Consider the following 24,161-nt stretch of genomic DNA (forward strand, 5'->3'; position numbering starts at 1 on the left):
AAGCTGTCAAAGCTTCACTTATATAACGCCGAGGCGCATAGTCCGGCAAGCGACGGCTTCGGCAGACCGGGAGCAGGCATTGTCCGCCCTCAAGTCCATTGGCGGTGTCATCGTCGAGCTGGGGCGCTATCTTGCGGTCTCGCCGCATTCGCGCATCCGCCGCCGGCAGGCGCTGCGCGAGCTCGATGATCGCCTGCTGGCGGATGTCGGACTGTCGCGCAGCGATGTCGAGATGAGCCCGTGGTGCCCGCAGCGTGCACCGACGCGCCGTCGAAGCACGGGCATGATGCCGCAAGACGAGGCAAGGATGAGAGACAACGAAGACACCGTGATCCGCGACGCCACAGAGGTCGACATGGCGGAGGTGCAGCGCATCTACGCGCACCACGTGCTCAACGGGCTGGCGACCTTCGAGGAAGTGCCGCCGACACTCGACGAGATGCTCGAGCGCCGTGCCGCCGTGCTGGCCGCTGGGCTGCCATATATCGTGGCCGATATCGACGGACGGGTGGCCGGCTACTCCTACGCGACAGCGTACCGGCCGCGGCCGGCCTATCGCAACACCATTGAAGACTCGGTCTACGTGTCGGAAGCCCTGCGTGGCCGCCGCGTCGGTGCGGCGCTGCTGCGGGCGCTGATCGAACGGTCGGAGGCGGGACCCTGGCGGCAAATGATCGCCGTGATCGGTAACAGCGGCAACGCCGGATCGATCGCGCTGCACCGTCGCATGGGCTTCGAGATGGTGGGGACGCTGAGGTCGGTGGGCTTCAAGCTCGGGCAATGGGTCGACACCGTGCTGATGCAGCGGCCGCTGGGGCCGGGCGCTTCCACGCTTCCGTCAGACAGGGAAACGGCCCGGTGATCGCACGCCGGGTCGTGATTGCCCTCGGGCTGGCTCAACTGATCTCGTGGGGCGCGACCTACTATCTGATCGGCGGGTTCGGCGAGCAGATCGCCGCGGATCTCGGCTGGAGCCGCGACATCGTCTACGGCGGATTTGCCGCGGCGCTCTTGGTGATGGGCGTGACGTCGCCCCTTGCGGGCAGGTGGGTGGACAAAAGCGGCGGCCGGCAGGTCATGGTCGCGGGGGCGGTGATCAACGCGCTCGGCTGCGCGGGTCTCGCGCTCTCGCACCAGATCGGCAGCTATTTCGCATCCTGGATCGTTCTTGGCCTCGGCATGCGGCTGACGCTGTACGATGCGGCCTTCGCGGCGCTGGCCCGGATCGGCGGGCCGGAGGCGCGCCGTGCGATGTCCGGGATCACCTTGCTTGGTGGCTTGGCCGCCACCGTGTTCTGGCCGCTCGGCCATACGCTATCGGACCATTTCGGCTGGCGCAGCGCGGTGCTGGCCTATGCCGGCATTGCGCTATTGACGATCCCGCTGCATCTGCTGATTCCGAACCAGCGATTTGCCGGCGTGCCGGGCGCTGCTGCGGTGGCATCGAGGCAACCGCGCGCGGTGGGGCGGCGGCAGCTTGCAGCGGCGAGCGGGCTCTATGCCGTAATCATGACCGGCGCGAACTTCCTGAACGCCGGCATGTCCGCGCACATGATCGCGGTGCTCACCGGCCTCGGGCTCACCGTCACCGTTGCGGTCTGGATCGCAACGCTGCGGGGGATCGGGCAATCCGCCGCGCGTCTCTGCGAAGTCCTGTTCGGCGTCCGGCTCGATCCGCTCGCGCTCAACCTGATGGCCTGCATGATCATGCCGCTCTCCTTCATCGCCGGCCTGTTCAGCGGATCAGCGCGGGAGATGGGGATCGCGTTTGCGCTGCTCTACGGCGCCTGCAACGGCATTCTGACCATCACCAGGGGAACGCTGCCGCTCATCCTGTTCGATCATCGCAGCTATGGCACGCTGGTCGGCCGGCTCATTGTCCCGAGCTTCATCCTGCCGGCGGCGGCGCCGCTGATCTATGCAATCGTGATCGACCGGTTCGGCGATGCGAGCGCGCTCTATCTCTCCACCGGTCTCGCCCTGGTGACGCTGCTTGCCGCCATCCTGCTCAAGCTGCTGTTTCCGCCGCCGCTCGCGGCCGCGAAGCAATAGCCGCGTCGGCGGTGTCGATCTCAACCCGCCGCCGGCTCGCGCGGCAGCCACAGCGACAGCCAGCCGCCGAGCGCCAGCAGCGCGACATTGCAGCCGAGCGCGATCGTGAAGGCGTGCGCGTAGTCATCGGCCAGCGGATGCGGCCCGAGCAGGCTGTAGAAGACGCCGCCGATAATCGCGACGCCGAGTGCCGCGCCGATCTGGAAGGTCGAGATCATCATGCCCGACGCCAGCCCGGCATGGCGCGGATCGATGCTGCCGATCACGGCCTTGATCACCGAGGGCATCACGGTGCCGAAGCCGAGCCCGCCGCAGATCAGGCCGAATTCGAGGCTTTGCGGAAGCGCGCCGCCGACCGACAGCATCACGACACCGAAGCCGACAACCTGGAGCGCAAAGCCCAGCGTCAGCGTGCGGGCACCGAGCCATTGCATCACCAGCGATGATACCAGCGAGCTGACGAAGAAGCCGGCGGCAAAGGGCAGGGTGGCAAGGCCGGCTTCCAGCGGAGATTGGTGCAGGCCATTTTGCAGGTAGACCGCGAAGGTCAAATAGAACGACGACAGCATGTAGAAGGCGAGCGCCATCACCAGCCCGATCACGAAATCGCTGTTGCGCAGCAGATGCGGCGCGACCAGCGGATCGCCGCCACGGGCTTCGAGCCGCGCCTCGAAGCGGACGAAGGCGGCGAGCATCAGCGGAGATGCCAGCAGCATCGCGACGATCCAGATAGGCCAGCCGGATTCCCGGCCCTCGATCAGCGGATAGACCAGAAGGCCGAGCGTGAGCGACAGCAGGATGACGCCGCCGACGTCGAGCCGCTGCGCGTGCGCGGCGCGCGAGTCGGCGAGGTACCGCAGGCCGCCGACGAAGGCGGCGAGGCCGATCGGCACGTTGATCAGGAAGATCGCCTGCCAGGCCAGTCCGAACGGTTGCGCCGAGACGAGGACGCCGCCCAGTAGCTGGCCGCAGATATTAGCAAGGCCGAAGGTCGCGCCATAGAAGCCGAGCGCGCGGCCCTGTTCGGCCGCCGGAAACAGCACGCGGATCGAGGCAAGCACCTGCGGCGCCATCACGGTGGCGGTGAGGCCCTGCAGGACCCGTCCGGCGACCAGCATGGCCGGTGACCACGCGATGCCGCACAGCACGGATGCGATCGTGAAGCCAGCGACGCCGATCAAAAACATCTGCCGCCGCCCCAGGAGATCGCCGAGCCTGCCGCCGGTGATCAGGAAGACGGCGTAGGTCGCAGCATAGGCCGAGATCACGAACTGCACCTCGCTCGGGCTGGCGCCGAGATTGTCGCGAATGACCGGCAGCGCCAGGTTGACGACATTGAAATCGAGGATCGGCAGGAAGGCGCCGGTGAGCAGCACCGGCAGCGCCAGCCATCGCCGCGGGTCGATCGTCGCCGGCCGCGCGGCGTGCAATTGCAACGTCTCGGTGGTCTCGCTCGTCACCTGCCAGCTCCTCTCGGCAATCGACGGCGCCCTCACGAGGGGTGTCCGTCGGTTGAACGTCCGGGAAGATGGCCTGTCCGTTTGTGATAAGATATTATCCAGCACTGCGAAGTGAGTTTGCAAAAATGCACAGCGTCATCGACTGGAACGACCTTCGGCTTGTCCTCGCGGTCGCGCGGGAAGGCAGCCTCTCGGGGGCGGCGCGCCGGCTCGGCGTCACGCATTCCACCGTGTTTCGTCGCCTCGGCACGATCGAGGATGCGAGCGGAACGCGGCTGTTCGAGCGCTTCCGCGACGGCTACGCGCCGACGCCGGCGGGCGAGATCGCGGCGGCGTCGGCAGCCCGGCTCGATGACGAAGTGCTTGCGCTCGAGCGCAAGCTGGCGGGGCAGGACCTCAGGCCGTCGGGGCCGGTGCGGATCACGACGACGGACACGCTCGGCGCGGTGCTGATGCGGCATCTGCCGGCGATGCGCGCCGCGCATCCGGAGATCCAGCCGGAGATCATCATCTCGAATGCGATGGCGAACCTGACGCGCCGCGAGGCCGAGATCGCGATCCGGCCGACACCGGCGCCATCCGAACTGCTGGTCGGACGGCGCATTGCCGATATTGCCCATGCGGTCTACGGATCACGCGCCTATCTCGCCCGCCGCGTCGACAGGGATTTGTCGGTGCACGACTGGATCGGGCTCGACGATGCGCTGGCGGGGACCGTTATCGCCAGCTGGATGCGCGAGAACCTGCGTTCGGCGCGGACCACCTGCCGGGTCGATGCGCTTCCGGCGCTGCGCGATGCCGCTGCGGCGGGACTGGGGCTTGCCCTGCTGCCCTGCTATGTCGGCGATCTCGCGCCCACGCTGCGCCGCCTGACGCCGAAAGCACTCGCGGAGCCGCGCTCGGCGCTGTGGCTATTGACCCATGACGATCTCAAGCGCACCGCGCGCATCCGCGCGACGCTCGAGTTTCTCGCCAGGGCGCTCGCCTCGGAGCGTGCGCTGTTCGAGGGAAAGCGCGCCGGAAGCGCGCGCCGCTAGTGTCCCGAATCCGAAGTTCGCATCATTTGCCGCACCTTCGGAGCGAACTTCGGATTCGATAAGGACACTAGCAAACTGATGATTCTAGTGTGCTTTATGAATGCGAAGTTCGTGAAAGTGGCTGCCGCGAAATCGCACGAACTTCGCATTCAGCACACTAGAGGGCCGGCGCACAGATCGTTCAGGAGCCGACAACTTCCGTGACGGTATGGATTTCCTCTGCCGCGCGATTGGCAGGCATCCGATGATGCTCGCGAAAGGCACCAACGATCGTCTTCAGCACCGCGCGTGATTTTGCATCTGACAGCGCCGACAGCAGCATGATCTCGGACGGCGGCAGGGCAGGCAGGCCGAGCCGCCCGCTGACCTCGATCGTCCCGGCCGGGGCGAGCCGGCGCGAGAACACCGACGTAGCGAGGCCTGCGGCGACCGCATCGGCGACGGCAAAGGACCCGCAGCCGAGGAAAGTTTCCGTCCACGGGATGCTAGCCGCCGCCAGCGCGCGCGTCGCGATGTTGAGCACGCCGCAGGACGGCGAGGAGGCGGCGAGCCGCAGCGGCTCGCCCGCGCGATGGACGAAGTCCGGCGTGGCGAACCAGCCATAGTGATCCGTCGCCAGCATTTCGCCGTCGCGGCGGTCGTCCTCGCGGCGGATGATGGCGGCATCGATCTCGCCGCGATCGAAGGCGTCGAGCAGGTCGCGGGAATCCTCGAGCCGGACTTCGATGGTGAGCGCCGGGTCGTGCGCATGCAGCCGCGCCAGCAAGATCGGAACCTCCGCGCCTCCGACATGGGTGGCAATGCCGAGCGAGAAGCGACGCGGGCGCACGGGCGACAACGCCGCGACGGCGCGATCATGCGCGCCGAGCAATTCCTGCGCCGGGGCGAGGAAAGCTGCGCCCTCCGCCGACAGGCGCACCCGGCGCGGTGTCCGTTCGATCAGCCTGTGGCCGAGCTGGCTTTCCAGCCGCTTCAACTTGACGCTGATCGCGCCCTGCGTGGTGCCGAGTGTTTCAGCGGCGCGCGTAAAGCTCTTGAGGTCGGCGATGGTCACGAATGTCTTCACGGTGTCGACGTCGAGCGTGGTCATGTCAGTCATCCGGATTTGTTGTCTCTGAAATATCTAGTCATCCAATTCACCAATGCTCAAGCCATGACTAGCTTTGCGTTGTGAAGCGCCGTGGCCACCCGATTCCTGCCGCTGCTGCCTCAATACATCGTGAGTCGATCGACCGAGGCTGCTGCCAGCACCCTGGCAACAGCGTGCGGTATGCCGTTGGCTTGCCACAACAAAAGGCCTGATCATGTCTACTGAACTGAGCCGCCGCGGCGCTGTCGTGCTGTCTGCCGTATGCCTTGCTTGCCTGATCTTCGGATTGGAGATTTCCAGCATCCCCGCGATCCTGCCGACGCTGGAGCGAGTGCTGCATGCCGACTTCAAGGCGCTGCAATGGATCATGAACGCCTACACGATCGCGGTCACCACGGTGCTGATGGCGATCGGGACGGTCGCGGACCGCTATGGACGCAAGCGCATCTTCCTGGTCGCGATCGCGGCGTTCGGCATCACCTCGCTGATCTGCGGCATTGCCTCGAGCGTCGAAATGCTGATCTTCGCCCGGTTCCTGCAGGGCCTCAGCGGCGGCGCGCTCTTGATCTGCCAGATCGCCGTGCTCTCGCACGAATTCCAGGGCGGCCGGGTGCGCGCCGTCGCCTGGGGCTGGTGGGGCGTCATCTTCGGCATCGGCCTCGGCTTCGGCCCGATCATCGGCGGCGCCGTTGTCGCGGTGCTGAGTTGGGAGTGGGTGTTCCTCGTCCACGTGCTGTTCGCGGCCGCGGCGTTCGTGCTCACGGTCGGCGGTGTGCATGAATCGAGGGACCCAAAGGCCAGCAGCCTCGACGTCGCCGGTATCGTGACGATGTCGGTCGCGGTGTTCTGCCTCGCCTTCTACATCACGCAGGGGCCGGATCTCGGCTTCGTCAGCTTGAAGGGGCTTGCGATCCTCGGCGTCTCCGCGGCGAGCTTCGCCGCGTTCCTGGTTGCCGAGAGAATCAGCCGGCGGCCGATGTTCGACTTCTCTGTCTTTCGGATCCCGGCTTTCTCCGGTTCGATCGTCGGCTCGGCGGCGATGAACCTCAGCTACTGGCCTTTCATGATCTATCTGCCGATCTGGTTTCATGCAGGCCTCGGCTATGACAGCGTGTCCGCGGGACTTGCCTTGTTGGCCTACACGCTGCCGACGCTGGTGATGCCGCCGTTCGCCGAACGACTGTCGCTGCGCTATCAGCCCGGACTGATCATTCCGGTGGGGCTGTTCACGATCGGCGCCGGATTCATGCTGATGAAATTCGCCAGCGCCGCCGCGCAGCCGGACTGGCTGACGATGCTGCCCGGCTGCCTGCTCGCCGGAATTGGCCTCGGCATCACCAACACGCCGGTCACCAACACGACGACCGGCTCGGTCTCGAGCGACCGCGCCGGCATGGCCTCGGGCATCGACATGAGCGCGCGGATGGTTTCGCTTTCGGTCAACATCGCGCTGATGGGCTTCATCCTGGCAAGCGGCGTGTTGGCGCATCTGAAGGCGGTGCTACCGGCGCTGGACGGCGCGCAACTTCGCGCGATCGGCGAGCGGGTCGCGGCCGGCGACGTCGCAGCCGCGCCGGAGCTGACCGGCCCGGTCGTGCATCAGGCACTCGCGAGCGGCTTCGGCTGGGTGATGCTCTATGGCGGCATCGGGGTGTGGATCATGGCCGCGCTCAGCTTCCTGATCTTCAATGCGCGGCCGGTGCGGCAGACCGAGGCTCGCGGCACGAAGTGAACACGATGTCGCCGTGCCTGCCCAGGCGCCGGGGCGGGCAGGCGGTACCGGTCACTTCACGAGGGTCAGCAGCGGCTTGTCCTTCTCGACGATGTAAGTCGCAAGCTCGCTGGCGGTGACGTCGCCGACATTCCTCGCCGCATGGACCGTGCCGGCGGGAATGAACAGCACGTCGCCGGCCTTCAGCCTCGCCGGCGGCCTGCCGTCGACGTCGTATTCGAGGGGGCCGGCGAGCACGTAGATGATTTCTTCGCCCGGATGCGTGTGGCGGCCGAAGCCCTTGCCCGGCGCGATGTCGACGCGCACCTGCACGGCTTCACGTCCGCCGACGCTGAGGTCGTGGCGCTGCAGGTCGGTTCGCGTGAAACCGGCCGGTTGCTGCGCCTGTGCGCTCGGTATGGTCAGGAGGCTTGCGGTGAACAAGGGCGTCCTTGCGAGCAGGCGCGTTGCCTTCATCAGCTTGCTGGTCATCTTGAACTCCAGTCTTCTGGACTTGCCTGACCGCGAGCCGGCAAGCGGCCGGCCCGCGTCGGAGATCGTCATGTGCTCGTTTCAGGCGAGGGTGGTCGTGACATCGATGTTGCCGTGGACCGCCTTGGAGTAGGGGCAGATGCCGTGCGCGGCTTCGATCAGCTCCTGCGCGACCTCGCGCTCGACGCCGGGGACGTGGACGTTGAGGCGGGCGCTCAGGAAGAAGGCGCTGCCGGCCTGGTTCAGATCGATCTCGGCGTCGACCTCGGGCTCGCTCGCGAGCTTGACCTTGCGCTGACCGGCGGCGAGCTGGATCGCGCCGATGTAGCAGGCCGACCAGGCGGCCCCGAACAGGTTTTCCGCGGCGGGGTGCGGCTGCGGCAGCTTGACGTCGAGGAACCCGTCGCGCGAGCGGGCGGCGCCGTTCGGGCCGGCGGTGACGTGGGTCTTTCCAGTGACGAGAACCTTTGCATTGGCGGTCATGGCGAGCTCCTTTGGGATGAATATAGATCGTGTCCGATCTAATCGTGTGCGTGTCGAAATAGGCTTCAGGCTTGATCGTGTCAAGCACTTCCGATTTAATCGGATACGATTTATATGGATCGCGACATCACAAACTCCGGAGACGCCCGTGACCCGCACCTCCAAGGCCGAGACCAAGGGCCGAAAACTCTCGAATTTTCTGTGCTTTGCGGTCTATTCGGCCAATCTGGCCTTCGGCCGCGCCTACAAGCCGATCCTGGATGCGGTCGGCCTGACCTACACCCAATACATCGCCATGGTGGCGCTGTCGGAGGCGGACGAGCAGACCGTCAGCGCGCTCGGCGAAAAGCTGTTTCTGGAATCCAACACGCTGACGCCGATCCTCAAGAAGCTGGAGCAGAGCGGCTATATCAGCCGCGTCAGAGATCCCGCCGATGAGCGGCAGGTTCGCGTGAGCCTGACGGCGGCAGGCCGGCGCCTGCTCGACAAGGACATCAATGTGTCCCTGGTCGAAGCCACCGGGCTCGGAGACGAATTTCCCGTCGTGCAGAAGACCGTCGCGAGGCTGCGCGACAATCTGCTGCGCAACACACGCGCCGATCCGAGGAAGGGATGATCCTGCGGGCCAAACCCGATCCTGAATTTGCTCTAGCCAACGAGCTCAGGAACTGCGGGTCGCGACGCGCTCGTCCCACTTCGATCCGATCCAGGGTGCACGGGCCCCGGCAATTTGATGCGAACAAGAAGGCCGTGCCGCGTGTTGTCGTGCAGCGACAGCTGGCCGCCATGCCCGCACACCATGGCCTGCGCGATCGAAAGGCCAAGTCCGAAGCCGCTTGTCTCGTCCATGGTGCGGGCCTCGTCTCCGCGGACGAACGGCTTCAGCATTTCGGCCCGGCGGTGCTCTGGAATCCCCGGACCGTCGTCCGAGACATCGATGGTGGCCTGATCGGCTGACGCGGTCAGCCGGATATCGACTTCGCTACCGAACCTCAGGGCGTTCTCCACCAGGTTGGTCACGGTGCGGCTGATCTCGCTCGGGCGGATCAGGAGCGAAGCCCTGTTCGGGCCCTGGTAGCGCACGACGTGACCGCAATCGGAGAATTGCTCGCAGATCGTCTGCAGCAGCGCAGCGACGTTCACAAGCGTCGGCTTCGCCGCGCTGCCGCCGCTCAGGAATGACAGCACGGATTCCAGCATCGCCTGCATCTGATCGAGGTCGTGCAGGGTCTCCGCGCGCTGGGCATCGTTTTCGATATATTCGGACCTGAGCCGCAACCGGGTGATCGGCGTGCGCAGGTCGTGACTGATGGCGGCGAGCATGCGCGTGCGGTCATTCATCAACGTGGTGATGCGTTCGCGCATGCGATTGAGCGCGACTGCTGCGGCGCGGATTTCCTCCGGGCCGGTCTCCGGCAGCGGCGCGGCCGCCTGGCTGATGCTGAAATTCTCGGCGGCGCGGGCGAACGCGGACAGCGGCGCGCTGAGCGCGCGGCCGGCCCACACGCCGAGCAGCGTGACGCTGACGAACAGGAACAGGAATGTGCTGACCCAGAATCCGCCGAAGAAGGGCGGCATTTTCGTCGGGCCGATCGTCGCTTCGAACAGGGCTCCGTCCGGCAACCGAGCCGCCGCCGGCGCGGTCTTCGAGGAAAACTCGTCGATATCGTCGACGCCGGGCGGCTCTGACGAAGCACCGTCAGACGAGCCCGGACCTGCGTCGCGCAATGTGAGGTGCAGGCGAGGAAAGGCTCGATCGGCCGCGCGCAACAGCGTTGCGCGATCGGCCGCAGGGGCCTCGGCCAGAAGCTTGGCAACCAGCTGGAACTGATGGATCGGCCTGTCCGCGAACGATCTCGGCTTCTGGCTGACGAAATAAAGCCCGATCAGCGCATGGATGAGCACCAGCGACAGCAGGATGAGCGCGGCGATCTGGCCACTGATCCGGTGGAAGCTGAAAAGCGCGGCAATCCTGCGGGTCCAGCTCATGCGTCCTCCACATGCGGTGTGAAGATGTAGCCGCCGGTGCGTACCGTCCGGATCACCGACGATCCTTCGCTCGTATCGAGCTTGCGGCGAAGCCGGCTGACCAAGACGTCGATGCTGCGCCCGAATGGACTGGCCGGCCGGCTGCGCGTCATGGTCAAGAGGCCATCGCGCGTGAGGATCCGGCCGGGTCGCTCGCAGAACACCTGCAGCAGGTCGAACTCCGCGCTGGTCAACGGGACCTGGGCGCCGTCGGGATCGCGCAGTTCGCGCAGGCGAAGATCGATGGTCCAGTCCTGGAAGCGCAGGCGCGCGGCGCTTTGGCCCGAGCGCCCGGCAAGGCCGGCCTGGGCCTGGCGGCGCAGCACCGCGTTGATCCGCGCCAGCAGCTCACGCGGATTGAACGGTTTGGCGAGATAATCATCCGCGCCCATCTCGAGCCCGAGGATCCGGTCGAGGTCCTCGCCTTTCGCCGTGAGCATGATGATCGGGATCGTCGAGTCGCCGCGCAGGCGGCGACACAGGGTCAATCCATCCTCTCCGGGCAGCATCAGATCGAGGATGACGAGATCGAGCGAATGCCCGGCGAGGTAACGATCCATTTCCCTGCCATTCGAGGCCGTGGCCACCAGGCAGGATTGGTCGCGCAGGTAGCGGGCAATCAGGTCTCTGGTCGGCAGATCGTCTTCGACGATCAGGATCTTTGGAGTGTGTGCAAGCATGGTCAGCGACTAGGTCCTGTCAAAGTCATGTTGTGCGCGATCTGGTGCGCGCTCAGCCACCAATCGACCAGCATAGGCGTCGCTTGTGGGCGGCATTGCGCCTTTTCGTAAGCATAGTGTTTCTGAACTGTAAGCGTCGCTCGCAGCCCGAAACAATTCGCGATGCTGGCTGCGTCGCGTCGCGCTAACAGTCCCAAACCACTGGAAATAATTCCGCAATCCTGCAGCCACACCGCAGCCATCACCATCCCGACACAACGGGGGGCTTGTTCGCGAGGTGTGGAATGAACACGTGGCGGGGCTTTGTCGCGGCGATCGTGCTGTCGGGCTTTTCGATTCCGGGGGCGCCGGTGATATGGCCATTGTTCGCTCCGGCGGCGGCCCAATCGCTTGATGCGATCACGGTCGAAGGCAACCGGAGGGTAGAGGCGGAGACCATCCGCTCCTATTTCAGGCCGGGGCCCCGCGGCTATCTCGATCAAGCTGCCATCGACGACGCCCTCAAGGAACTGGTCGGGACCGGGTTGTTCCAGGACGTCATGATCAATCAGGCGGGCGGCAGGATCGTCGTTTCCGTGATCGAGAATCCAGTGATCGACCGCGTCGCGTTCGAGGGCAACAAAAAGATCAAGGACGAGCAGCTCTCGGCCGAAATGCAGTCCAAGCCGCGGGGCACCCTGTCGCGGCCGATGGTGCAGTCCGATGCACTGCGGATCGCCGAGATCTATCGGCGCTCAGGCCGCTACGACGTGCACGTTACGCCGGAAATCATCGAGCGCTCGAACAATCGCGTCGATCTCGTCTTCACCGTCGACGAGGGAGCGAAGACCGGCATCAAGACCATCGCGTTCATGGGCAATAACAGTTTTTCGGCGGCGCGCCTGAAAGACGTGATCAAGACCCATGAGACAAACTTCCTGAGCTTTCTCGGCAATGCCGACATCTACGACCCGGATCGGGTCGAGGCCGACCGTGACCTGATCCGCCGCTTCTATCTGAAGCACGGCTACGCGGACGTCCAAATCGTGGCAGCGCTCGCCGAGTATGATCCGGAGCGCAAGGGCTTTCAGGTGATGTTCAAGATCGATGAGGGGCAGCAGTACCGCGTTGCGACGGTCAGTTTCCGCTCGAACATTGCGGGCTTCGATCCGACGACGCTGCGTTCATTGTCGCGCGTCGGCGAAGGCTCGCTCTACAATGTCGAGGCGGTCGAGAAGTCGGTCGAGGACATGCAGATCGAAGCGTCACGCCGCGGTTATGCCTTCGCGGTGGTCCGTCCGGACGGCGCACGGAATTTCGAGGCCCACACGGTGGGGATCATGTTTCGCGTGGAGGAGGGGCCGCGCACCTATATCGAGCGGATCGACATTCGCGGCAACGGCCGCACCCGAGACTACGTGATCCGGCGCGAGTTCGATCTCTCCGAGGGCGATGCATATAACCGTGCGCTGGTCGATCGCGCCGAGCGGCGGCTGAAGAATCTCGACTATTTCAAGACGGTCAAGATCACCACCGAGCCCGGCTCGACGAGCGATCGCGTCGTTCTGATCGTCAACCTGGAGGAAAAGTCGACCGGCGACTTCTCCGTGTCTGGCGGTTATTCCACGACGGACGGCGCGCTCGCCGAGGTCAGCATCTCGGAGCGAAATCTGCTCGGCCGCGGCCTGTTTGCCAAGGCAACGGTCAGCTACGGCCAGTACTCGCGCGGCCTGTCGCTGTCCTTTGTCGAACCGTATTTGCTCGACTATCGCGTCGCGCTCGGGCTCGATGCGTATTACAAGGAGCAATTGCCGACGGACTACACGACCTATGGCGTGAAGACGATCGGGTTCTCGCCGCGGCTCGGCCTGGCCTTGCGCGAAGACCTGACCCTCCAGTTGCGATACTCGCTCTATCAGCAGGAAATCTCGCTCGATAGCGCCTACGCGAACTGCAACAACAATCCGTCCAACCCGTTGCTCGCGTTCAATCCGACGCCTGCCTACATCCAGAGTGTGCTCGGCGGCGTCGATCCCACCAACTCGGTCTCGTCGGGGCTGTATGGATATGGCTGCTACGGCGACGGCGAATCCACCTTGCCGGTGCGCAAGGAGCTGGCCGCAGGGGCGACCTGGACCTCGCAGATCGGGTACACCCTGAGCTACAACACCGTCGACAACAACAAGAACCCGACCGATGGCCTGCTGATTGACTTCAAGCAGGACTTTGCCGGCGTCGGCGGCGACGTGACGTATCTGAAGAGCGCGGTTGACGCGAAATACTATACGCCGCTGGTGTCCGACCTGGTCGGACTGATCCACCTGCAGGGCGGCCTGCTCACCAAGGTCGGCGACAACGATCTGCGCATGCTGGATCATTTCCAGATGGGGCCGAATCTGGTGCGCGGCTTTGCCACCAACGGCATCGGCCCGCGCGACATCACCTATGCGAGCCTTGGCGCGGTCGGGGATGCGCTCGGCGGCACCAAATACTGGGGTGCGTCGATGGAGCTGCAGATGCCGTTCTGGTTCCTGCCCTCCGAGGTTGGGCTGAAGGGGGCTGTCTATGCGGATGCCGGCTCGCTGTGGGGTTATCAAGGCCCGACGTCGTGGGCCGCAACCGGCGAGGTGAATACGGCTGCTTGCAAATGCGGCCTTCAATACGACGACGGGAACGTGGTACGAACCTCGGTCGGCGTCGGCCTGATCTGGGCCTCGCCGTTCGGCCCGCTGCGGTTCGATTACGCCGTGCCGATCACGAAGGGCAAGTACGACATCGTGCAGGAGTTCCGGTTCGGAGGCGGGACGTCGTTCTGAGCCGACGGTTGCTCCGCTTGCCGGACCGCGCCGCGGGTTGCGGCCAGCGTGACGCCTGCCATGCCGCCCTGCGGCTTGCGGTATCAGGCGAAGCGGGGCAGGCTGCATTGGTTCAATTTCCGATCCGAGGCAATCCATGTCACGCGTGTCAATCAAGACCAGGAACGACCTGCCGAGCGAGCTCAAGCCGCTGTGGGACAAGATGACCACCTATGGCGCGTTCGAGAACCAGGCCGGCGTCATGGCGCAGCGCCCGCCGATCTTCAAGCACATGTGGTCGCTGCTGGTCGATCTCGCCGACGAGGCGGTGGTCTCGAAGCGGCATCTCGAGCTCGCGCTGGTAACGGTGTCGCTGCTCAACAAGTGCGATTATTGCGTGTCGCACCATGCGCCGAAGCTCGCGATCCAGGGAGTTTCGGAAGCGGGCGCCGAACGGCTGCTCGACTATCAGGATCATCCCGAGCTCGATGCGCTCGACAAGCTTGTGGTCGAATATGCGATCGCCGTAACCAACAACTGGAACAAGACCCGCGACGAGATATTCGCACGGCTGCGCGAACATTTCTCGGAAGCGCAGATCGTCGAGCTGACCTGGCGGATCGCGCTGTGCGGCGCGTTCAATCGCTTCAACGACATCTTGCAGCTCGATGTCGAGCAGGGCGTTCCGCAGCGTGAGGCCGCGGAGTGACGGCCTGATCAGGCCTCAGTCAGGATGCCGCCGCCGAGCGTCGCCAGCACGAAATCGGCGCGCGCGGACGGCGATAGCTTCGGCAGGTGGATCACGTCGTAGCCGAGCGTCGGAAGCGTCTCCATCAGCCGCCGATGCTCCGCCGTGGCTGCTTCGAAGCCGTGCCGCCGCTCCGAATCGGTGAGGTAGATCTCGGGCCATGGCGGCGTCATGAACACACGACCGTGGTAGCGATGGATGGAGCAGGTCGGGTGCAGCACCGGCTCGCCTGTCAACGCCTGCAGCGCCGACGCCGCGTCGACGAGGCCGCGATCGAAGAACACCCATCCGGAATGGGCTTTGGCCATCTCCATATCTTTCAGTGCGACGTCAATGGCGCGATGCAGGAATGCTGCCGCATCGACCCACGGCAGCGCCTTGCCGCCGGACGCGAGCTCATGGGCGATGATACGGCGACCGGGCTCCTCGACGACCGGATAGCCGCGCGCACGCAGATCGGCCAGCAGCGTCGATTTTCCGGCGCCGGAGCAGCCGGAGATCAGGACGAAGCGGTTTTGCAAAGGGGATCCTTTCATCGATCATGACAAGGCGTGGGCCGGCACTCCGCGGATGCGGGTTGCCGGATAGGCCAGAAATTTTGGGGAAGAAGGCGCGCGGAAATGTCTCGACGCGCGGAGTGAGCATAGCCTCGAATGTGACGCAAATGGGGGGCGCTTGACGAATTCTTCAGTGCCACGCCGATAACCTCGATCAAGCATGGTTGTATCAAGCTTGAAGGGACGACGTATATGGCATCACGCTCGATCATCTGCACGACGCTCGCGCTTCTGCTCTGCGGTGCGCTGCTTCAGCCTTCGCGCGCCGCTGAACCCGGCGAACCGATCCGCGTCGGCGCGGTGCTGCCGTTTTCCGGCGGTGTCGAGCTCTACGGCCAGCAGGCGCGGCTCGGGCTCGATCTCGCCGCCAAGGACATCAACGCGGCCGGCGGCATTCTCGGCCGGCCGGTCGAAATCATATATGCCGACGACAAGACGCGGCCGGAGGCGGCCGCTGACGCCATGCGTTCGCTGGTCGACAAGGACGGCGTGCTGGCGGGTGGTCGGTCCGATCACCTCGCGCAACCTGAATGCGCTGGTGCCGATTGCCGAGAGCTCGAAGACGCCGCTGCTGTATGCCACCAATTACGAGGGCGGCAAATGCAGCCGCTATCTGCTTTCGTTCGGCGCGGTGCCGAACCAGGAGCTCGGCCAGCTGCTGCCCTACATGACGCAAACCTTCGGCAACACCTACTTCCTGCTCGGCGCCGACCGGGTCTGGCCGCATCAGATGTTCGGCATCGCGCAGCCCTTGATCGAGAAGCTCGGCGGCAAGGTGGTCGAGACCAAATACACGCTGGGGACGGAGACCGACTTCTCTCCGCTGATCAAGGAGATCGCGGCGAGCAAGGCCAAGGTGCTGCTGTTCGCGCTGAAGGGCGACGGGATGGATTTCATCCGGCAGGCCGACGAGGCTGGGCTGTTGAAGGACATCACCGTCGCTTTTCTTGGATTGTCGGAAGTCGACCTCGGCATCTTCCGCGGCAAGGGGCAGAACATGGTGACCGTGGTGCCGGCGGTCGCGGCGAGCGAGGATCCTGCCGTCAAGGCATTCGTCGCGAAGGCCCGCGCCGCCGCGGAGCCGGGTGTCGCGGTGTCGAACTATGTGATGACGCATTACAACACGCTGATCGCGCTCAAGGCGGCGGCCGAGAAGGCCGGCAAGCTCGACAAGGAGGCGATCATCGACGCGATGGCGGGTCTCACCGTTCCGTCGCCGACCGGCCCTGTCACGCTCGGCCAGGATCATCACGCGGCGATGAACATGTTCATTGCCAAGACACAAGGTTCCGAGCTTGTGCAGATCCGCGCGCTCGGTGAGATCGCGCCGGAGCCGGGGTGCAGTCTGGCTGGCCGCTGACCAGCTGGAATATCTCGGTAGCCGCGCCAGACGCCATGCTCGCAAAAAAGTGAGCTGGCGGGCACGCCGGCTGTCGGTTCCGCTCCGGTCCGTTCGTCTTGCAGCCAGAACGAACTGCATGGGAGTTCCGGAATGAGCAATTCGACCTACCGCTGGGTGATCGTCGCGGCCGGCGGCCTGCTCGGCTGCGTCGCGATCGGCGGCATGTTTTCGCTGCCGGTGTTCCTCCAGCCCATGGCGCGCGAGACCGGCTGGTCGGTGACCGGCATTTCCAGCGCGATGACGATCGGCTTTCTCGCGATGGCCTTCACCAGCATGATCTGGGGCACGCTGTCCGACCGCTTCGGGCCGCTTCCGGTGGTGCTGACCGGATCGGTCGTGCTGGCGGCAAGCCTCGCGCTGGCCAGCCAGACAACATCGCTGCTGGCCTTTCAGTTCGTGTTCGGCGCGGTGGTCGGCGCGGCAACGGCGGCGATCTTCGCGCCGATGATGGCCTGCGTCACCGGCTGGTTCGACACCCATCGAAGCCTCGCCGTTTCGCTGGTGTCGGCCGGCATGGGCATGGCGCCGATGACGATGTCGCCGCTTGCGGCCTGGCTGATCTCCCACCACGACTGGCGCACCGCGATGCTGATCGTCTCGGGCGTGGTCGGCGCGATCATGATCCCGGTCTCATTCCTGGTGCGCCGCCCGCCGGCGCTGCAGGGCGACCACGCTGAAGCGGTCTCCGAAAACGGCGAACCGCCGATGTCGCTGGCGCAGGCGCTGCGCTCGCCGCAATTCATCATCCTGATCGCGACCAATTTCTTCTGCTGCGCGACCCATTCGGGCCCGATCATCCATACCGTGAGTTACGCGGTCACCTGCGGCATTCCGATGGTTGCTGCGGTGACGATCTACAGCGTCGAAGGGCTCGCCGGGATGGGCGGCCGCATCGCCTTCGGCCTGCTCGGCGACCGCTTTGGCGCCAAGCGCGTGCTGGTGCTCGGATTGCTGGCGCAGGCGTTCGGCGCGCTCGGCTACGTCTTCGTGCGCGAGCTCGCCGCATTCTACGCGGTCGCCGCGATCTTCGGCTTCATCTATGCCGGCACCATGCCGCTGTATTCCGTGCTGATCCGCGAGAATTTTCCGCTGCGGATGATGGGTACGGTGATCGGCGGCACCGCGATGGCCGGCAGCCTCGGCATGGCGACCGGACCGCTCGCCGGTGGGCTGATCTACGACACCTTCGCGAGCTACACGTGGCTCTATGTCGGCTCCTGGGCGGTCGGCATCGGCGCGTTCCTGATCATGATGACCTTCCGCCCGATGCCGGCGGCGCGGCCCACGGCGGTGCCTGCGCCGGCATGAGGTTTTAACTCCGTCATGCAGCGCGCCGCTCGGACCGACGCATTGGTCTTGCCGAGCGGCGGGCAAAAGGGGCAACGTTGTGGTGTCATTGCATCGGTCGGGCGTCTACGGCTGAATGCCATGACTGTTGGCACGACGTCAGGCGCACGAGAGCCCACTATGTACCGTGATCTCCAATGGTCCCCGGCCGAGAAGAAGATTGCGCGCAAGGCCTATGATTCGGCGGTGGAGTGCGCACTCGCCAAGGTGATGGTCGAATTCAAGAGCAGGGCCGTTGCGGCAGCGACGCCGTCGGAGATGTGGGAAGTTGGCGAGTATCTGCACCAGCGAAGGAGGGAGCTCGATGAGATGTTCGACTATCGATACTCGCAGCTCCCGCTTGTCTTCGCACGGCTCATCCGAGAACAGCATCTCGACGAGGCGCTGCTCGCGGGTTTGTCGGACGAGAAGCGCCAGGTGATCCGCTCTATTCTTTCACTGGCCGAAAGGTGATCGCAAATCGCTTCACGTGCGGCTGCGCTTCGGTCGCCGGATGGCACGCACCTTGTTGTTGGCGGAGCCGCTTCCGCAGAAGAAGCGGTCGGCGCCGTCGGACTCGAGGCCAGAGACGAACACGCCCTGCGGCATCTCCAGCTTTTCCATGACTTCGCCGGTCTGCGGGTCGATGCGCCGCACGTCGCTTTCATCGCCTTCCCAGGTGCCGTGCCAGAGTTCGCCATCGACCCAGGAGACGCCGGTGACGAACCGGTTGCTTTCGATGGTGCGCAGAACCTTGCCGGTTTCCGGATCGATCTGAACGATGGTGCGGTCGCGATACTGGCCGACCCACAGCGAGCCCTCCGCCCAGGCGAGGCCCGAGTCGCGGCCGCCGCCGGGTGAGGGGATGGTGGATATCACGCGCCCGCTGTTCGGCTCGATCTTCAGAATGCGGTCCTCGGCGATCTGATAGAGGTGCTTGCCGTCGAAGGCGGTGCCGGCATGAGCCGCGATCTCGAGGGTGCGGGTGGTGTTGCCGCTGTCGGGATCGAAGGCGACCAGGCGATCGCCGGCCGCGAACCAGACCTGCTCGCCGTCGAAGCTGACGCCGCCGACGTTCTCGACGCCGTCGAAGGGACCGTATTCCCGGATGATCTCGGCCGTGGCCTTTTTCATGTGCGCTCCTGTCGCCTGGAGCTTCAATTCTGATTGAATCAGAATCGAGGCTCCAGAATCCTGCTTTGACGCGTTTTCTTCACGCGAACCGGTATCCGCTTCGCTCGAAAACGCTTCCGATTGCGCCCCGATGCTAGCCGTTCGGCAGCGGGGCAGGGAGTAACAACGTCGTCGTGAATCCCGGCACCGGCGGCGTCATCCAGCGCCGGGCGCGGGCGCGGCCGACCGATTGCACCTTGCCGGTGGCGGCCAGCGCGTCGAGCGCACGCTGCACGGTGCGCTGGCTCGCCCCTAGTGCGACCGACAGCGCCGAGCTCGACCAGGCCTCGCCGTCGGCGAGAAAAGCCAGCACCGCGGCATGCTCCTCCTCGACCGGCAGCGCCAGCACGGTCACCTCGCGCCGGCCATGCGGCTGGAGCACAAAGCCGTCAGGCGTGGCGCTGAGATCGGCCAGCGGCCGCAGCGCCCGGCGCAGCCGTCCGATCTCGACCCGCAGCCGCGCCCGGTGTGATTCATCGGCGTGCTTGCCGCGAAACGCCCGCGCGATCAGCGTGCCGCGCGACACGTCCTGCGGCCACGCTTCGCCCAGCGCGCGGGCAAGCGCGAACAGCACTGGCCGCCGGGTCAGCGAGACCGTCGTGCCGATATCGCGCACGACGTAGCGGCAGGCATCGACGACGAGCGCCTTCGACGCCATCAGGGCTTCGACCTCCTCGAGCAGGAGGGGCCGCTCGCTACCGCGCGCGATCAGGCGCGCCGCGGGCGTGGCGAGCAGGCGCGCGGTACTCTCGACCTCGGCCGCGAGCTCGGCGATGCCGGCGCGGCGCGCGGCTTCCCTTGCGAGGGCCAACGCTTCGCGTGCCGGCTTGGTCTGCAGCCGCCGCATCGCGATTCCGGCGACGACCAGTTCATGGCCGACCCGCAGCGCCGGCGGGAACGGTGCCGGGTCGAGGCCAGCAAGCATGCGCTCGGCCGCATCGAGGCTCCCGATCAGCATCAGGCGGCGGATTTCGAGATAGCCGGCGTGGGCGGCGTTGAGTGCATCGCCTCGTGCCGCGAGCGTTGCGCGCGCCGCGGCGAGGCTCTTGCCGGGGAAGGAAAGGTCGCGCGACACCAGCGCGATCTCGGCCTCCGCGACCACGCAACGTGCCCGCGCGACCGCTTCGCGCGGGCCGAAGGCGCGGCCTGCGCGCCGCAGCAGCTCCTTGGCGCGGGCGAAATCGCCGAGCCGGGCCATCGCGATGCCGCGCAGCGCCAGCGCCGGCGCATCGTCGCGCAGGGCCACCCGTTTCAGTGCGCCGAGGGGATCACCCGCCGCGAGCGCGCGCGCCGCAGCTATGATCAACGAATCCATTCGAATCCCGACACACTTGTCACTCTCACCCTCCGAGGCCCGGTCCTAACCTAGCACATGACGACATGGATCATCTCCAGAGAGATCGAACGATGACCGGTTTCGAAACACGAGAAGATTGGGTGAGGGGGCGGCTCAGCGGACGCGGGCCCATCGTGGCGCGCTTTCTGTCGCTGGCGGCGGCACCGACTTTCGCGGTGATGGCGCTGGTTGCCGCGATGGCGCCGGCCGACATGATCTGCGGCGCCATGCAGGGCCCGCTGTCATTGCAGGGGATGGTCCCGATGTACGTGCTGATGAGCGCGTTCCATCTGTCGCCCTGGCTGCGGCTGTTCCGATGACCGGCTCATCCCTCCGCCAGAGTGAAGACCGCGCAGGGCCGCGCGATGCCGCGCAGCTCATGGGTGCCGAGCGCGACCAGCGGCGTCTCGGTCTCGGCGGCAACGGCGTCCGAGACCAGCACGGTCTGCTCGAGCGGCTTGCAGAGCCCTTCGAGCCGGCTCACCAGATTGACCGCGGCGCCGATCGCGGTGAAGTCGAGGCGGTCGGCGGCGCCGATATTGCCCCAGTGCACCTCGCCGAGATGCAGCGCCGCGCCGAATGGCAACGGCGGCAAGCCCTGCTTGCGTCGCTCTGCATCGAGATGGGCCATACCGACGCGCGCCGCCGACACCGCGCGCAATGCCGCCTCGGATGCGCTGCGCGCGCTGGTCGTGACCGGAAAGATTGCAAGCAGGCCGTCGCCGATGAATTTCAACACCTCGCCGCCGAAGGCGTGGATGGCGCCCGCGATGCGGTCGAACCAGGCATCGAGCGCCGCGATCACCTCGGCAGGCGGATGGCTTTCCGACAGCGCGGTGAAGCCGCGGAGGTCGGCAAACAGCAGTGCTGCCCGGATGGTTTCGCCGGTATTGCGCCGCAATGGCGATGCCAGAACGCGCGCGGCGCTGCGCCGGCCGAGATACGCCTCCAGCGCCGCCGTCAGTGTCGCGCGCGCCGCGAGCGCGGCGAGCGGCGCGGCCATGAACCGCGCCGCCTCGCGCAATTGATCCGCCTCGGCAGGCGTGAAGGCGCGTGTCCCGATCCAACCAAGGGTCGGGCCGTCCGGCCGCGTTCCAATCGTGCCCTCGTGGATCGGGCCGGGCGCGAGAGTTCCGAGCCAGCGCCGGCCGGCGTCGCCGGATCCCACCATATCGGGCATCGCAAAAGGTTGTTCCGGCGCGAATCCGAGCGCTTCGATGACCTCGCCATTGTCGGCACGCCACAGCCAGGTTCGTCTTGCAATCAGGGGGTGCGGAACCTCGAGCGTCAGAGCGCCGCCGGCAAGCGGCAGGCCATCCGTGATAAGGTGGCTACCGAGGTCCGCCAACAACCGGTTGGCGCCCGCGGTCTCGGCGGCGGCGTCGACCAGCCAGCTCAACGTCCAGGACAATTGCATCACACCATCATGGGGTTGACGCACCACCCTTGTCACGAATTATCCCTGAGCGCCGACTGTCAATGGAGCATGGATCTATGACTGAAGCCTTCATCGTTCAACGCGAGATCCAGATCGCAGCCCCGGCTGCAACCGTGTTCGCCTTCCTGACCGATCCGCAAAAGATCGTAAGCTGGATGGGGCTGGAAGCCGCGACCGAGACGCATCCCGGGGGCCTCTACTTCCTCAAGGGGCTCGGCAGTGATCGCAGCCGCGCCGCGCGCGGAGCGTTCCGCGAGGTCGTGCCGGTGCATCGTCTCGCCTACAGCTTCGGCTGGGAGGGCAGCGAGGAAGTGCCGCCGGGATCGAGCCTGATCGAGATCGACCTGATGGAGCAGGACAACGGCACGCTGCTCCGCATGACCCATAGCGGCCTGCCGAACGCCGCGCAGTGCGAGAGCCACGACAAGGGTTGGGCGCATTACATGGGCCGGCTCTCCCACGCGGCCGCCGGTCGGGATCCCGGCCCCGACCACGGTCCTGCCAACCGCCATTGACGTCGCGTCATGTCGGCCATTTCGAGCCGAGGATGATCGAGCAGAAGTTCGTCCTGGTATAGTTCATGTCCTTCAGCGCCAGCACGTCGGCCTTGACGTTGCCGAAGGTCGTCAACGGCTTCCTGATGGTGCCGGCGGCGAAATGATCGATGATGTTCTCCTTGAAATTCGCCTCGCGCGGATGGTGCGCGCAGACATGGTCGCGGTGCTCGTGCGAGAAATCGTCGTAGGCGATGCCGAGCACGTCCATCTCGACGCCGGCGGTGACCAGCGCAATGGTCGGACGCATATGCTCGGGGACGCCAGGCGTGGTGTGCAGGGCGATTGAGGTCCAGACATCCTCGATGTCGCGCTCCGGAACGCCATAGCCCTTGAGGAAGTCGCGTGCAGCGTTGGCGCCGTCGACCTCGAAGCGCAGATCGGGGCTCGCGTGAGCAGCGGTGAGGCCCATGTCGTGGAACATGGCGCCGATATAGAGCAGTTCGGGATCGAATTTCAGCTTGCGGCGGTTGCCGGTCAGCGCGCCCCAGAAGAACACGCGGCGGCTGTGATTGTAGAGCAGGGCGTCCTCGGTATCCCATACCAGCTGGGTGGCGGCGCGGGCCATCGCGCTGTCGGGTACGCGGATGCCGGCGATGATCTCGGTCATTTCAAGACGCTCCTCGATGTGGCAAGACGATGCCGTGGCGTGCGAACACGCGAGCCCGGCGCTTGTCTCTGCGGTGTGTGCGGATCGCCGGATGGCGCGATCCGTGGGGTGCTTGTCGCCCGTTTTGGCCCGATCCCGCAACGATCGCGCGCCGCCGGATCGGGCCAACCAGACGTCGTTTCGCGCCAGCGGGCAGGGAGAAGGCATGGCGGTTCAGAGGGTCGCGATCGCGATTCACGAAGGGGTTCAGGCGCTCGATGTCGCGGGTCCCGTCGACGTGTTCGCGGAGACGAACGGCTTTGTGCCAGCGGGCGATGGCTATGAGACCGTGCTGGTCGGTGCCGACTGCGAACCGCTCCGCGCGTCGAACGGCATGAAGATATCGGCCGATCTCAGCTTCGCCGAGGCACAAGAGAGGTTCGATATCCTGCTGGTGGCGGGCGGGCCGGCATTGCCCGATGCCGCGCCGGATCCCGAACTGACACAGTGGCTGCGTGGGGCGCCCGCGCGCGCCGAGCTCTATGGTTCGATTTGCACCGGCGCCTTCGCGCTCGGCCATGCCGGGCTGCTCGACGGCCACAAGGTGACGACGCATTGGCAGAACGCGCAGCGGCTGGCGGCGCGCTTTCCCGCGGCCGAGGTGATCTTCGACCGCATCTACATTCGCGACGGACATCTGATGACCTCGGCTGGCGTGACCGCGGGGATCGATCTCGGGCTCGCGCTGGTCGCCGAGCGGCACGGGCCGCAGGTTGCGGTCGCGGTGGCCAAGCGCCTGGTCGTGGTGGCGCAGCGCCAGGGCGGGCAGTCGCAATTCAGTCCCTATCTCACCGCGCCGGTCGATGAGGATTCGCCGATTGCGCGCGCGCAGGCGCATGTCATGCAGCATGTCGGCGAGCGCCACACGCTGCAGTCGCTGGCGGAAGCCGTCGGCATGAGCGTGCGCAATTTCGGCCGCGCCTTTGCGCAGGAGACCGGAATCACGCCGCACGAATTCGTCGAGCGGGCGCGGGTCGACGCCGCGCGCCGGCTGCTCGAGGGCTCAGACCGGCCGCTGAAGGCGGTTGCATTCGACTGCGGCTTCGGTTCGGCCGACCGGATGCGGATCGTGTTTACCGAGCGGCTCGGCGTGTCGCCGGCGCAGTACCGCGCGAGTTTTCGCAAACTGTGATGCGGTTCATCAACCGGAGGCTGTATCGGGGATAGGATC

At 65.8% G+C, this 24,161-nt stretch carries 24 protein-coding genes and 1 pseudogene; 14 read left to right on the top strand and 11 right to left on the bottom strand.

The genetic code is table 11. The features are described from left to right. Positions 1–79 precede the first annotated feature (79 nt). Complete coding sequence (locus tag ACVMB1_RS10195; protein WP_141342085.1) at positions 80–862, top strand: GNAT family N-acetyltransferase; 783 nt, start codon at positions 80–82, stop codon at positions 860–862. Beyond that, a complete protein-coding gene (locus ACVMB1_RS10200; RefSeq protein WP_141342083.1) occupies positions 859–2,052 on the top strand; it encodes an MFS transporter in 1,194 nt (397 codons plus the stop codon). The genes ACVMB1_RS10195 and ACVMB1_RS10200 overlap by 4 nt, the downstream gene beginning before the upstream one ends. Positions 2,053–2,072: 20 nt before the next feature. On the opposite strand, the gene ACVMB1_RS10205 is transcribed toward ACVMB1_RS10200, so the two are convergent. After that, complete coding sequence (locus ACVMB1_RS10205; protein WP_141342080.1) at positions 2,073–3,512, bottom strand: MFS transporter; 1,440 nt, start codon at positions 3,510–3,512, stop codon at positions 2,073–2,075. Between the two features lie 125 nt (positions 3,513–3,637). Here ACVMB1_RS10205 and ACVMB1_RS10210 point away from each other — a divergent pair, with 125 nt between their 5' ends. Beyond that, complete coding sequence (locus tag ACVMB1_RS10210) at positions 3,638–4,549, top strand: LysR family transcriptional regulator (RefSeq protein WP_141342077.1); 912 nt, start codon at positions 3,638–3,640, stop codon at positions 4,547–4,549. Positions 4,550–4,730: 181 nt separating this feature from the next. On the opposite strand, the gene ACVMB1_RS10215 is transcribed toward ACVMB1_RS10210, so the two are convergent. Beyond that, a complete protein-coding gene (locus ACVMB1_RS10215; protein ID WP_200844652.1) occupies positions 4,731–5,639 on the bottom strand; it encodes a LysR family transcriptional regulator in 909 nt (302 codons plus the stop codon). A gap of 214 nt (positions 5,640–5,853) precedes the next feature. On the opposite strand from ACVMB1_RS10215, the gene ACVMB1_RS10220 reads away from it, so the two are divergent. Further along, positions 5,854–7,371 (top strand): MFS transporter, encoded by a 1,518-nt coding sequence (locus tag ACVMB1_RS10220; protein WP_456848526.1) that lies wholly within the window; start codon positions 5,854–5,856, stop codon positions 7,369–7,371. Positions 7,372–7,422: 51 nt separating this feature from the next. Here ACVMB1_RS10220 and ACVMB1_RS10225 read toward each other — a convergent pair whose 3' ends face one another. Continuing rightward, on the bottom strand, positions 7,423–7,827 hold the full coding sequence (locus tag ACVMB1_RS10225; protein ID WP_200844654.1) for a cupin domain-containing protein: 405 nt from the start codon (positions 7,825–7,827) through the stop codon (positions 7,423–7,425). Between the two features lie 96 nt (positions 7,828–7,923). Beyond that, positions 7,924–8,325 (bottom strand): Ohr family peroxiredoxin, encoded by a 402-nt coding sequence (locus ACVMB1_RS10230; RefSeq protein ID WP_200844651.1) that lies wholly within the window; start codon positions 8,323–8,325, stop codon positions 7,924–7,926. A 148-nt stretch (positions 8,326–8,473) separates the two neighbouring features. Between ACVMB1_RS10230 and ACVMB1_RS10235 the strand changes: the two genes are divergently transcribed. Further along, complete coding sequence (locus tag ACVMB1_RS10235) at positions 8,474–8,941, top strand: MarR family winged helix-turn-helix transcriptional regulator (protein ID WP_057019810.1); 468 nt, start codon at positions 8,474–8,476, stop codon at positions 8,939–8,941. Between the two features lie 32 nt (positions 8,942–8,973). Here ACVMB1_RS10235 and ACVMB1_RS10240 read toward each other — a convergent pair whose 3' ends face one another. Both ACVMB1_RS10240 and ACVMB1_RS10245 read right to left on the bottom strand, forming a co-directional pair. After that, positions 8,974–10,314 (bottom strand): ATP-binding protein, encoded by a 1,341-nt coding sequence (locus ACVMB1_RS10240; RefSeq protein ID WP_076831815.1) that lies wholly within the window; start codon positions 10,312–10,314, stop codon positions 8,974–8,976. Then, positions 10,311–11,033 carry a response regulator gene (locus ACVMB1_RS10245; protein WP_141342068.1) on the bottom strand — a complete coding sequence of 241 codons (723 nt, stop codon included), beginning with the start codon at positions 11,031–11,033 and terminating at the stop codon, positions 10,311–10,313. Before ACVMB1_RS10245 ends, ACVMB1_RS10240 begins: the two co-directional genes overlap by 4 nt. A gap of 284 nt (positions 11,034–11,317) precedes the next feature. Between ACVMB1_RS10245 and bamA the strand changes: the two genes are divergently transcribed. Continuing rightward, entirely contained in the window at positions 11,318–13,828 is a 2,511-nt protein-coding gene (bamA, locus tag ACVMB1_RS10250) for an outer membrane protein assembly factor BamA (RefSeq protein ID WP_456848528.1), read from the top strand. A 136-nt stretch (positions 13,829–13,964) separates the two neighbouring features. Then, positions 13,965–14,516 carry a carboxymuconolactone decarboxylase family protein gene (locus ACVMB1_RS10255; protein ID WP_057019813.1) on the top strand — a complete coding sequence of 184 codons (552 nt, stop codon included), beginning with the start codon at positions 13,965–13,967 and terminating at the stop codon, positions 14,514–14,516. Positions 14,517–14,524: 8 nt separating this feature from the next. On the opposite strand, the gene ACVMB1_RS10260 is transcribed toward ACVMB1_RS10255, so the two are convergent. Continuing rightward, positions 14,525–15,091 carry an AAA family ATPase gene (locus ACVMB1_RS10260; RefSeq protein ID WP_141342062.1) on the bottom strand — a complete coding sequence of 189 codons (567 nt, stop codon included), beginning with the start codon at positions 15,089–15,091 and terminating at the stop codon, positions 14,525–14,527. Between the two features lie 213 nt (positions 15,092–15,304). On the opposite strand from ACVMB1_RS10260, the pseudogene ACVMB1_RS10265 reads away from it, so the two are divergent. From ACVMB1_RS10265 to ACVMB1_RS10280, 4 genes and pseudogenes are all read left to right on the top strand, one after another. After that, a pseudogene (locus tag ACVMB1_RS10265) lies at positions 15,305–15,550 on the top strand (ABC transporter substrate-binding protein); the annotation flags it as partial. 61 nt (positions 15,551–15,611) lie between these two features. Beyond that, entirely contained in the window at positions 15,612–16,472 is an 861-nt protein-coding gene (locus tag ACVMB1_RS10270) for an ABC transporter substrate-binding protein (protein WP_456848530.1), read from the top strand. Between the two features lie 132 nt (positions 16,473–16,604). Continuing rightward, the gene (locus tag ACVMB1_RS10275) at positions 16,605–17,822 is read left to right on the top strand and encodes an MFS transporter (RefSeq protein WP_141342056.1); all 1,218 of its coding nucleotides are present in this window, start codon (positions 16,605–16,607) and stop codon (positions 17,820–17,822) included. Positions 17,823–17,837: 15 nt separating this feature from the next. Beyond that, a complete protein-coding gene (locus ACVMB1_RS10280) occupies positions 17,838–18,314 on the top strand; it encodes a hypothetical protein (protein WP_253639926.1) in 477 nt (158 codons plus the stop codon). A 12-nt stretch (positions 18,315–18,326) separates the two neighbouring features. Here the strand turns inward: ACVMB1_RS10280 and ACVMB1_RS10285 are convergent, their stop codons facing one another. Further along, the gene (locus ACVMB1_RS10285) at positions 18,327–18,974 is read right to left on the bottom strand and encodes a Vgb family protein (protein WP_057019817.1); all 648 of its coding nucleotides are present in this window, start codon (positions 18,972–18,974) and stop codon (positions 18,327–18,329) included. Positions 18,975–19,107: 133 nt separating this feature from the next. Continuing rightward, positions 19,108–20,328, bottom strand: coding sequence for a helix-turn-helix domain-containing protein (locus ACVMB1_RS10290; RefSeq protein ID WP_076831834.1), 1,221 nt, complete (start codon positions 20,326–20,328; stop codon positions 19,108–19,110). Positions 20,329–20,420: 92 nt separating this feature from the next. On the opposite strand from ACVMB1_RS10290, the gene ACVMB1_RS10295 reads away from it, so the two are divergent. Then, complete coding sequence (locus tag ACVMB1_RS10295; RefSeq protein WP_246786707.1) at positions 20,421–20,669, top strand: hypothetical protein; 249 nt, start codon at positions 20,421–20,423, stop codon at positions 20,667–20,669. A gap of 5 nt (positions 20,670–20,674) precedes the next feature. Here ACVMB1_RS10295 and ACVMB1_RS10300 read toward each other — a convergent pair whose 3' ends face one another. After that, a complete protein-coding gene (locus ACVMB1_RS10300) occupies positions 20,675–21,766 on the bottom strand; it encodes an adenylate/guanylate cyclase domain-containing protein (RefSeq protein WP_141342283.1) in 1,092 nt (363 codons plus the stop codon). 77 nt (positions 21,767–21,843) lie between these two features. Between ACVMB1_RS10300 and ACVMB1_RS10305 the strand changes: the two genes are divergently transcribed. Continuing rightward, a complete protein-coding gene (locus tag ACVMB1_RS10305) occupies positions 21,844–22,302 on the top strand; it encodes an SRPBCC family protein (RefSeq protein WP_057019819.1) in 459 nt (152 codons plus the stop codon). A gap of 7 nt (positions 22,303–22,309) precedes the next feature. Here the strand turns inward: ACVMB1_RS10305 and ACVMB1_RS10310 are convergent, their stop codons facing one another. Continuing rightward, positions 22,310–22,951: an HD domain-containing protein gene (locus ACVMB1_RS10310; protein WP_057019820.1), complete on the bottom strand. Its 642-nt coding sequence runs from the start codon at positions 22,949–22,951 to the stop codon at positions 22,310–22,312. Positions 22,952–23,156: 205 nt separating this feature from the next. Here ACVMB1_RS10310 and ACVMB1_RS10315 point away from each other — a divergent pair, with 205 nt between their 5' ends. Then, positions 23,157–24,122: a GlxA family transcriptional regulator gene (locus ACVMB1_RS10315; RefSeq protein WP_141342284.1), complete on the top strand. Its 966-nt coding sequence runs from the start codon at positions 23,157–23,159 to the stop codon at positions 24,120–24,122. Positions 24,123–24,161: the final 39 nt, after the last annotated feature.

This window comes from Bradyrhizobium sp. USDA 4504 (genome assembly GCF_054063995.1).

Excerpts from the sequence above, each read along its gene's own strand:
- ACVMB1_RS10315 (WP_141342284.1), top strand. The coding sequence starts at position 23,157 with ATGGCGGTTCAGAGGGTCGCGATCGCGATTCACGAAGGGGTTCAGGCG.
- bamA (WP_456848528.1), top strand. The coding sequence starts at position 11,318 with ATGAACACGTGGCGGGGCTTTGTCGCGGCGATCGTGCTGTCGGGCTTT.
- ACVMB1_RS10215 (WP_200844652.1), bottom strand. The coding sequence starts at position 5,639 with ATGACCACGCTCGACGTCGACACCGTGAAGACATTCGTGACCATCGCC.
- ACVMB1_RS10305 (WP_057019819.1), top strand. The coding sequence starts at position 21,844 with ATGACTGAAGCCTTCATCGTTCAACGCGAGATCCAGATCGCAGCCCCG.
- ACVMB1_RS10230 (WP_200844651.1), bottom strand. The coding sequence starts at position 8,325 with ATGACCGCCAATGCAAAGGTTCTCGTCACTGGAAAGACCCACGTCACC.
- ACVMB1_RS10240 (WP_076831815.1), bottom strand. The coding sequence starts at position 10,314 with ATGAGCTGGACCCGCAGGATTGCCGCGCTTTTCAGCTTCCACCGGATC.
- ACVMB1_RS10310 (WP_057019820.1), bottom strand. The coding sequence starts at position 22,951 with ATGACCGAGATCATCGCCGGCATCCGCGTACCCGACAGCGCGATGGCC.
- ACVMB1_RS10280 (WP_253639926.1), top strand. The coding sequence starts at position 17,838 with ATGCAGCGCGCCGCTCGGACCGACGCATTGGTCTTGCCGAGCGGCGGG.
- ACVMB1_RS10210 (WP_141342077.1), top strand. The coding sequence starts at position 3,638 with ATGCACAGCGTCATCGACTGGAACGACCTTCGGCTTGTCCTCGCGGTC.
- ACVMB1_RS10255 (WP_057019813.1), top strand. The coding sequence starts at position 13,965 with ATGTCACGCGTGTCAATCAAGACCAGGAACGACCTGCCGAGCGAGCTC.
- ACVMB1_RS10220 (WP_456848526.1), top strand. The coding sequence starts at position 5,854 with ATGTCTACTGAACTGAGCCGCCGCGGCGCTGTCGTGCTGTCTGCCGTA.
- ACVMB1_RS10245 (WP_141342068.1), bottom strand. The coding sequence starts at position 11,033 with ATGCTTGCACACACTCCAAAGATCCTGATCGTCGAAGACGATCTGCCG.
- ACVMB1_RS10290 (WP_076831834.1), bottom strand. The coding sequence starts at position 20,328 with ATGGATTCGTTGATCATAGCTGCGGCGCGCGCGCTCGCGGCGGGTGAT.
- ACVMB1_RS10295 (WP_246786707.1), top strand. The coding sequence starts at position 20,421 with ATGACCGGTTTCGAAACACGAGAAGATTGGGTGAGGGGGCGGCTCAGC.
- ACVMB1_RS10285 (WP_057019817.1), bottom strand. The coding sequence starts at position 18,974 with ATGAAAAAGGCCACGGCCGAGATCATCCGGGAATACGGTCCCTTCGAC.
- ACVMB1_RS10260 (WP_141342062.1), bottom strand. The coding sequence starts at position 15,091 with ATGAAAGGATCCCCTTTGCAAAACCGCTTCGTCCTGATCTCCGGCTGC.
- ACVMB1_RS10275 (WP_141342056.1), top strand. The coding sequence starts at position 16,605 with ATGAGCAATTCGACCTACCGCTGGGTGATCGTCGCGGCCGGCGGCCTG.
- ACVMB1_RS10225 (WP_200844654.1), bottom strand. The coding sequence starts at position 7,827 with ATGAAGGCAACGCGCCTGCTCGCAAGGACGCCCTTGTTCACCGCAAGC.
- ACVMB1_RS10300 (WP_141342283.1), bottom strand. The coding sequence starts at position 21,766 with ATGCAATTGTCCTGGACGTTGAGCTGGCTGGTCGACGCCGCCGCCGAG.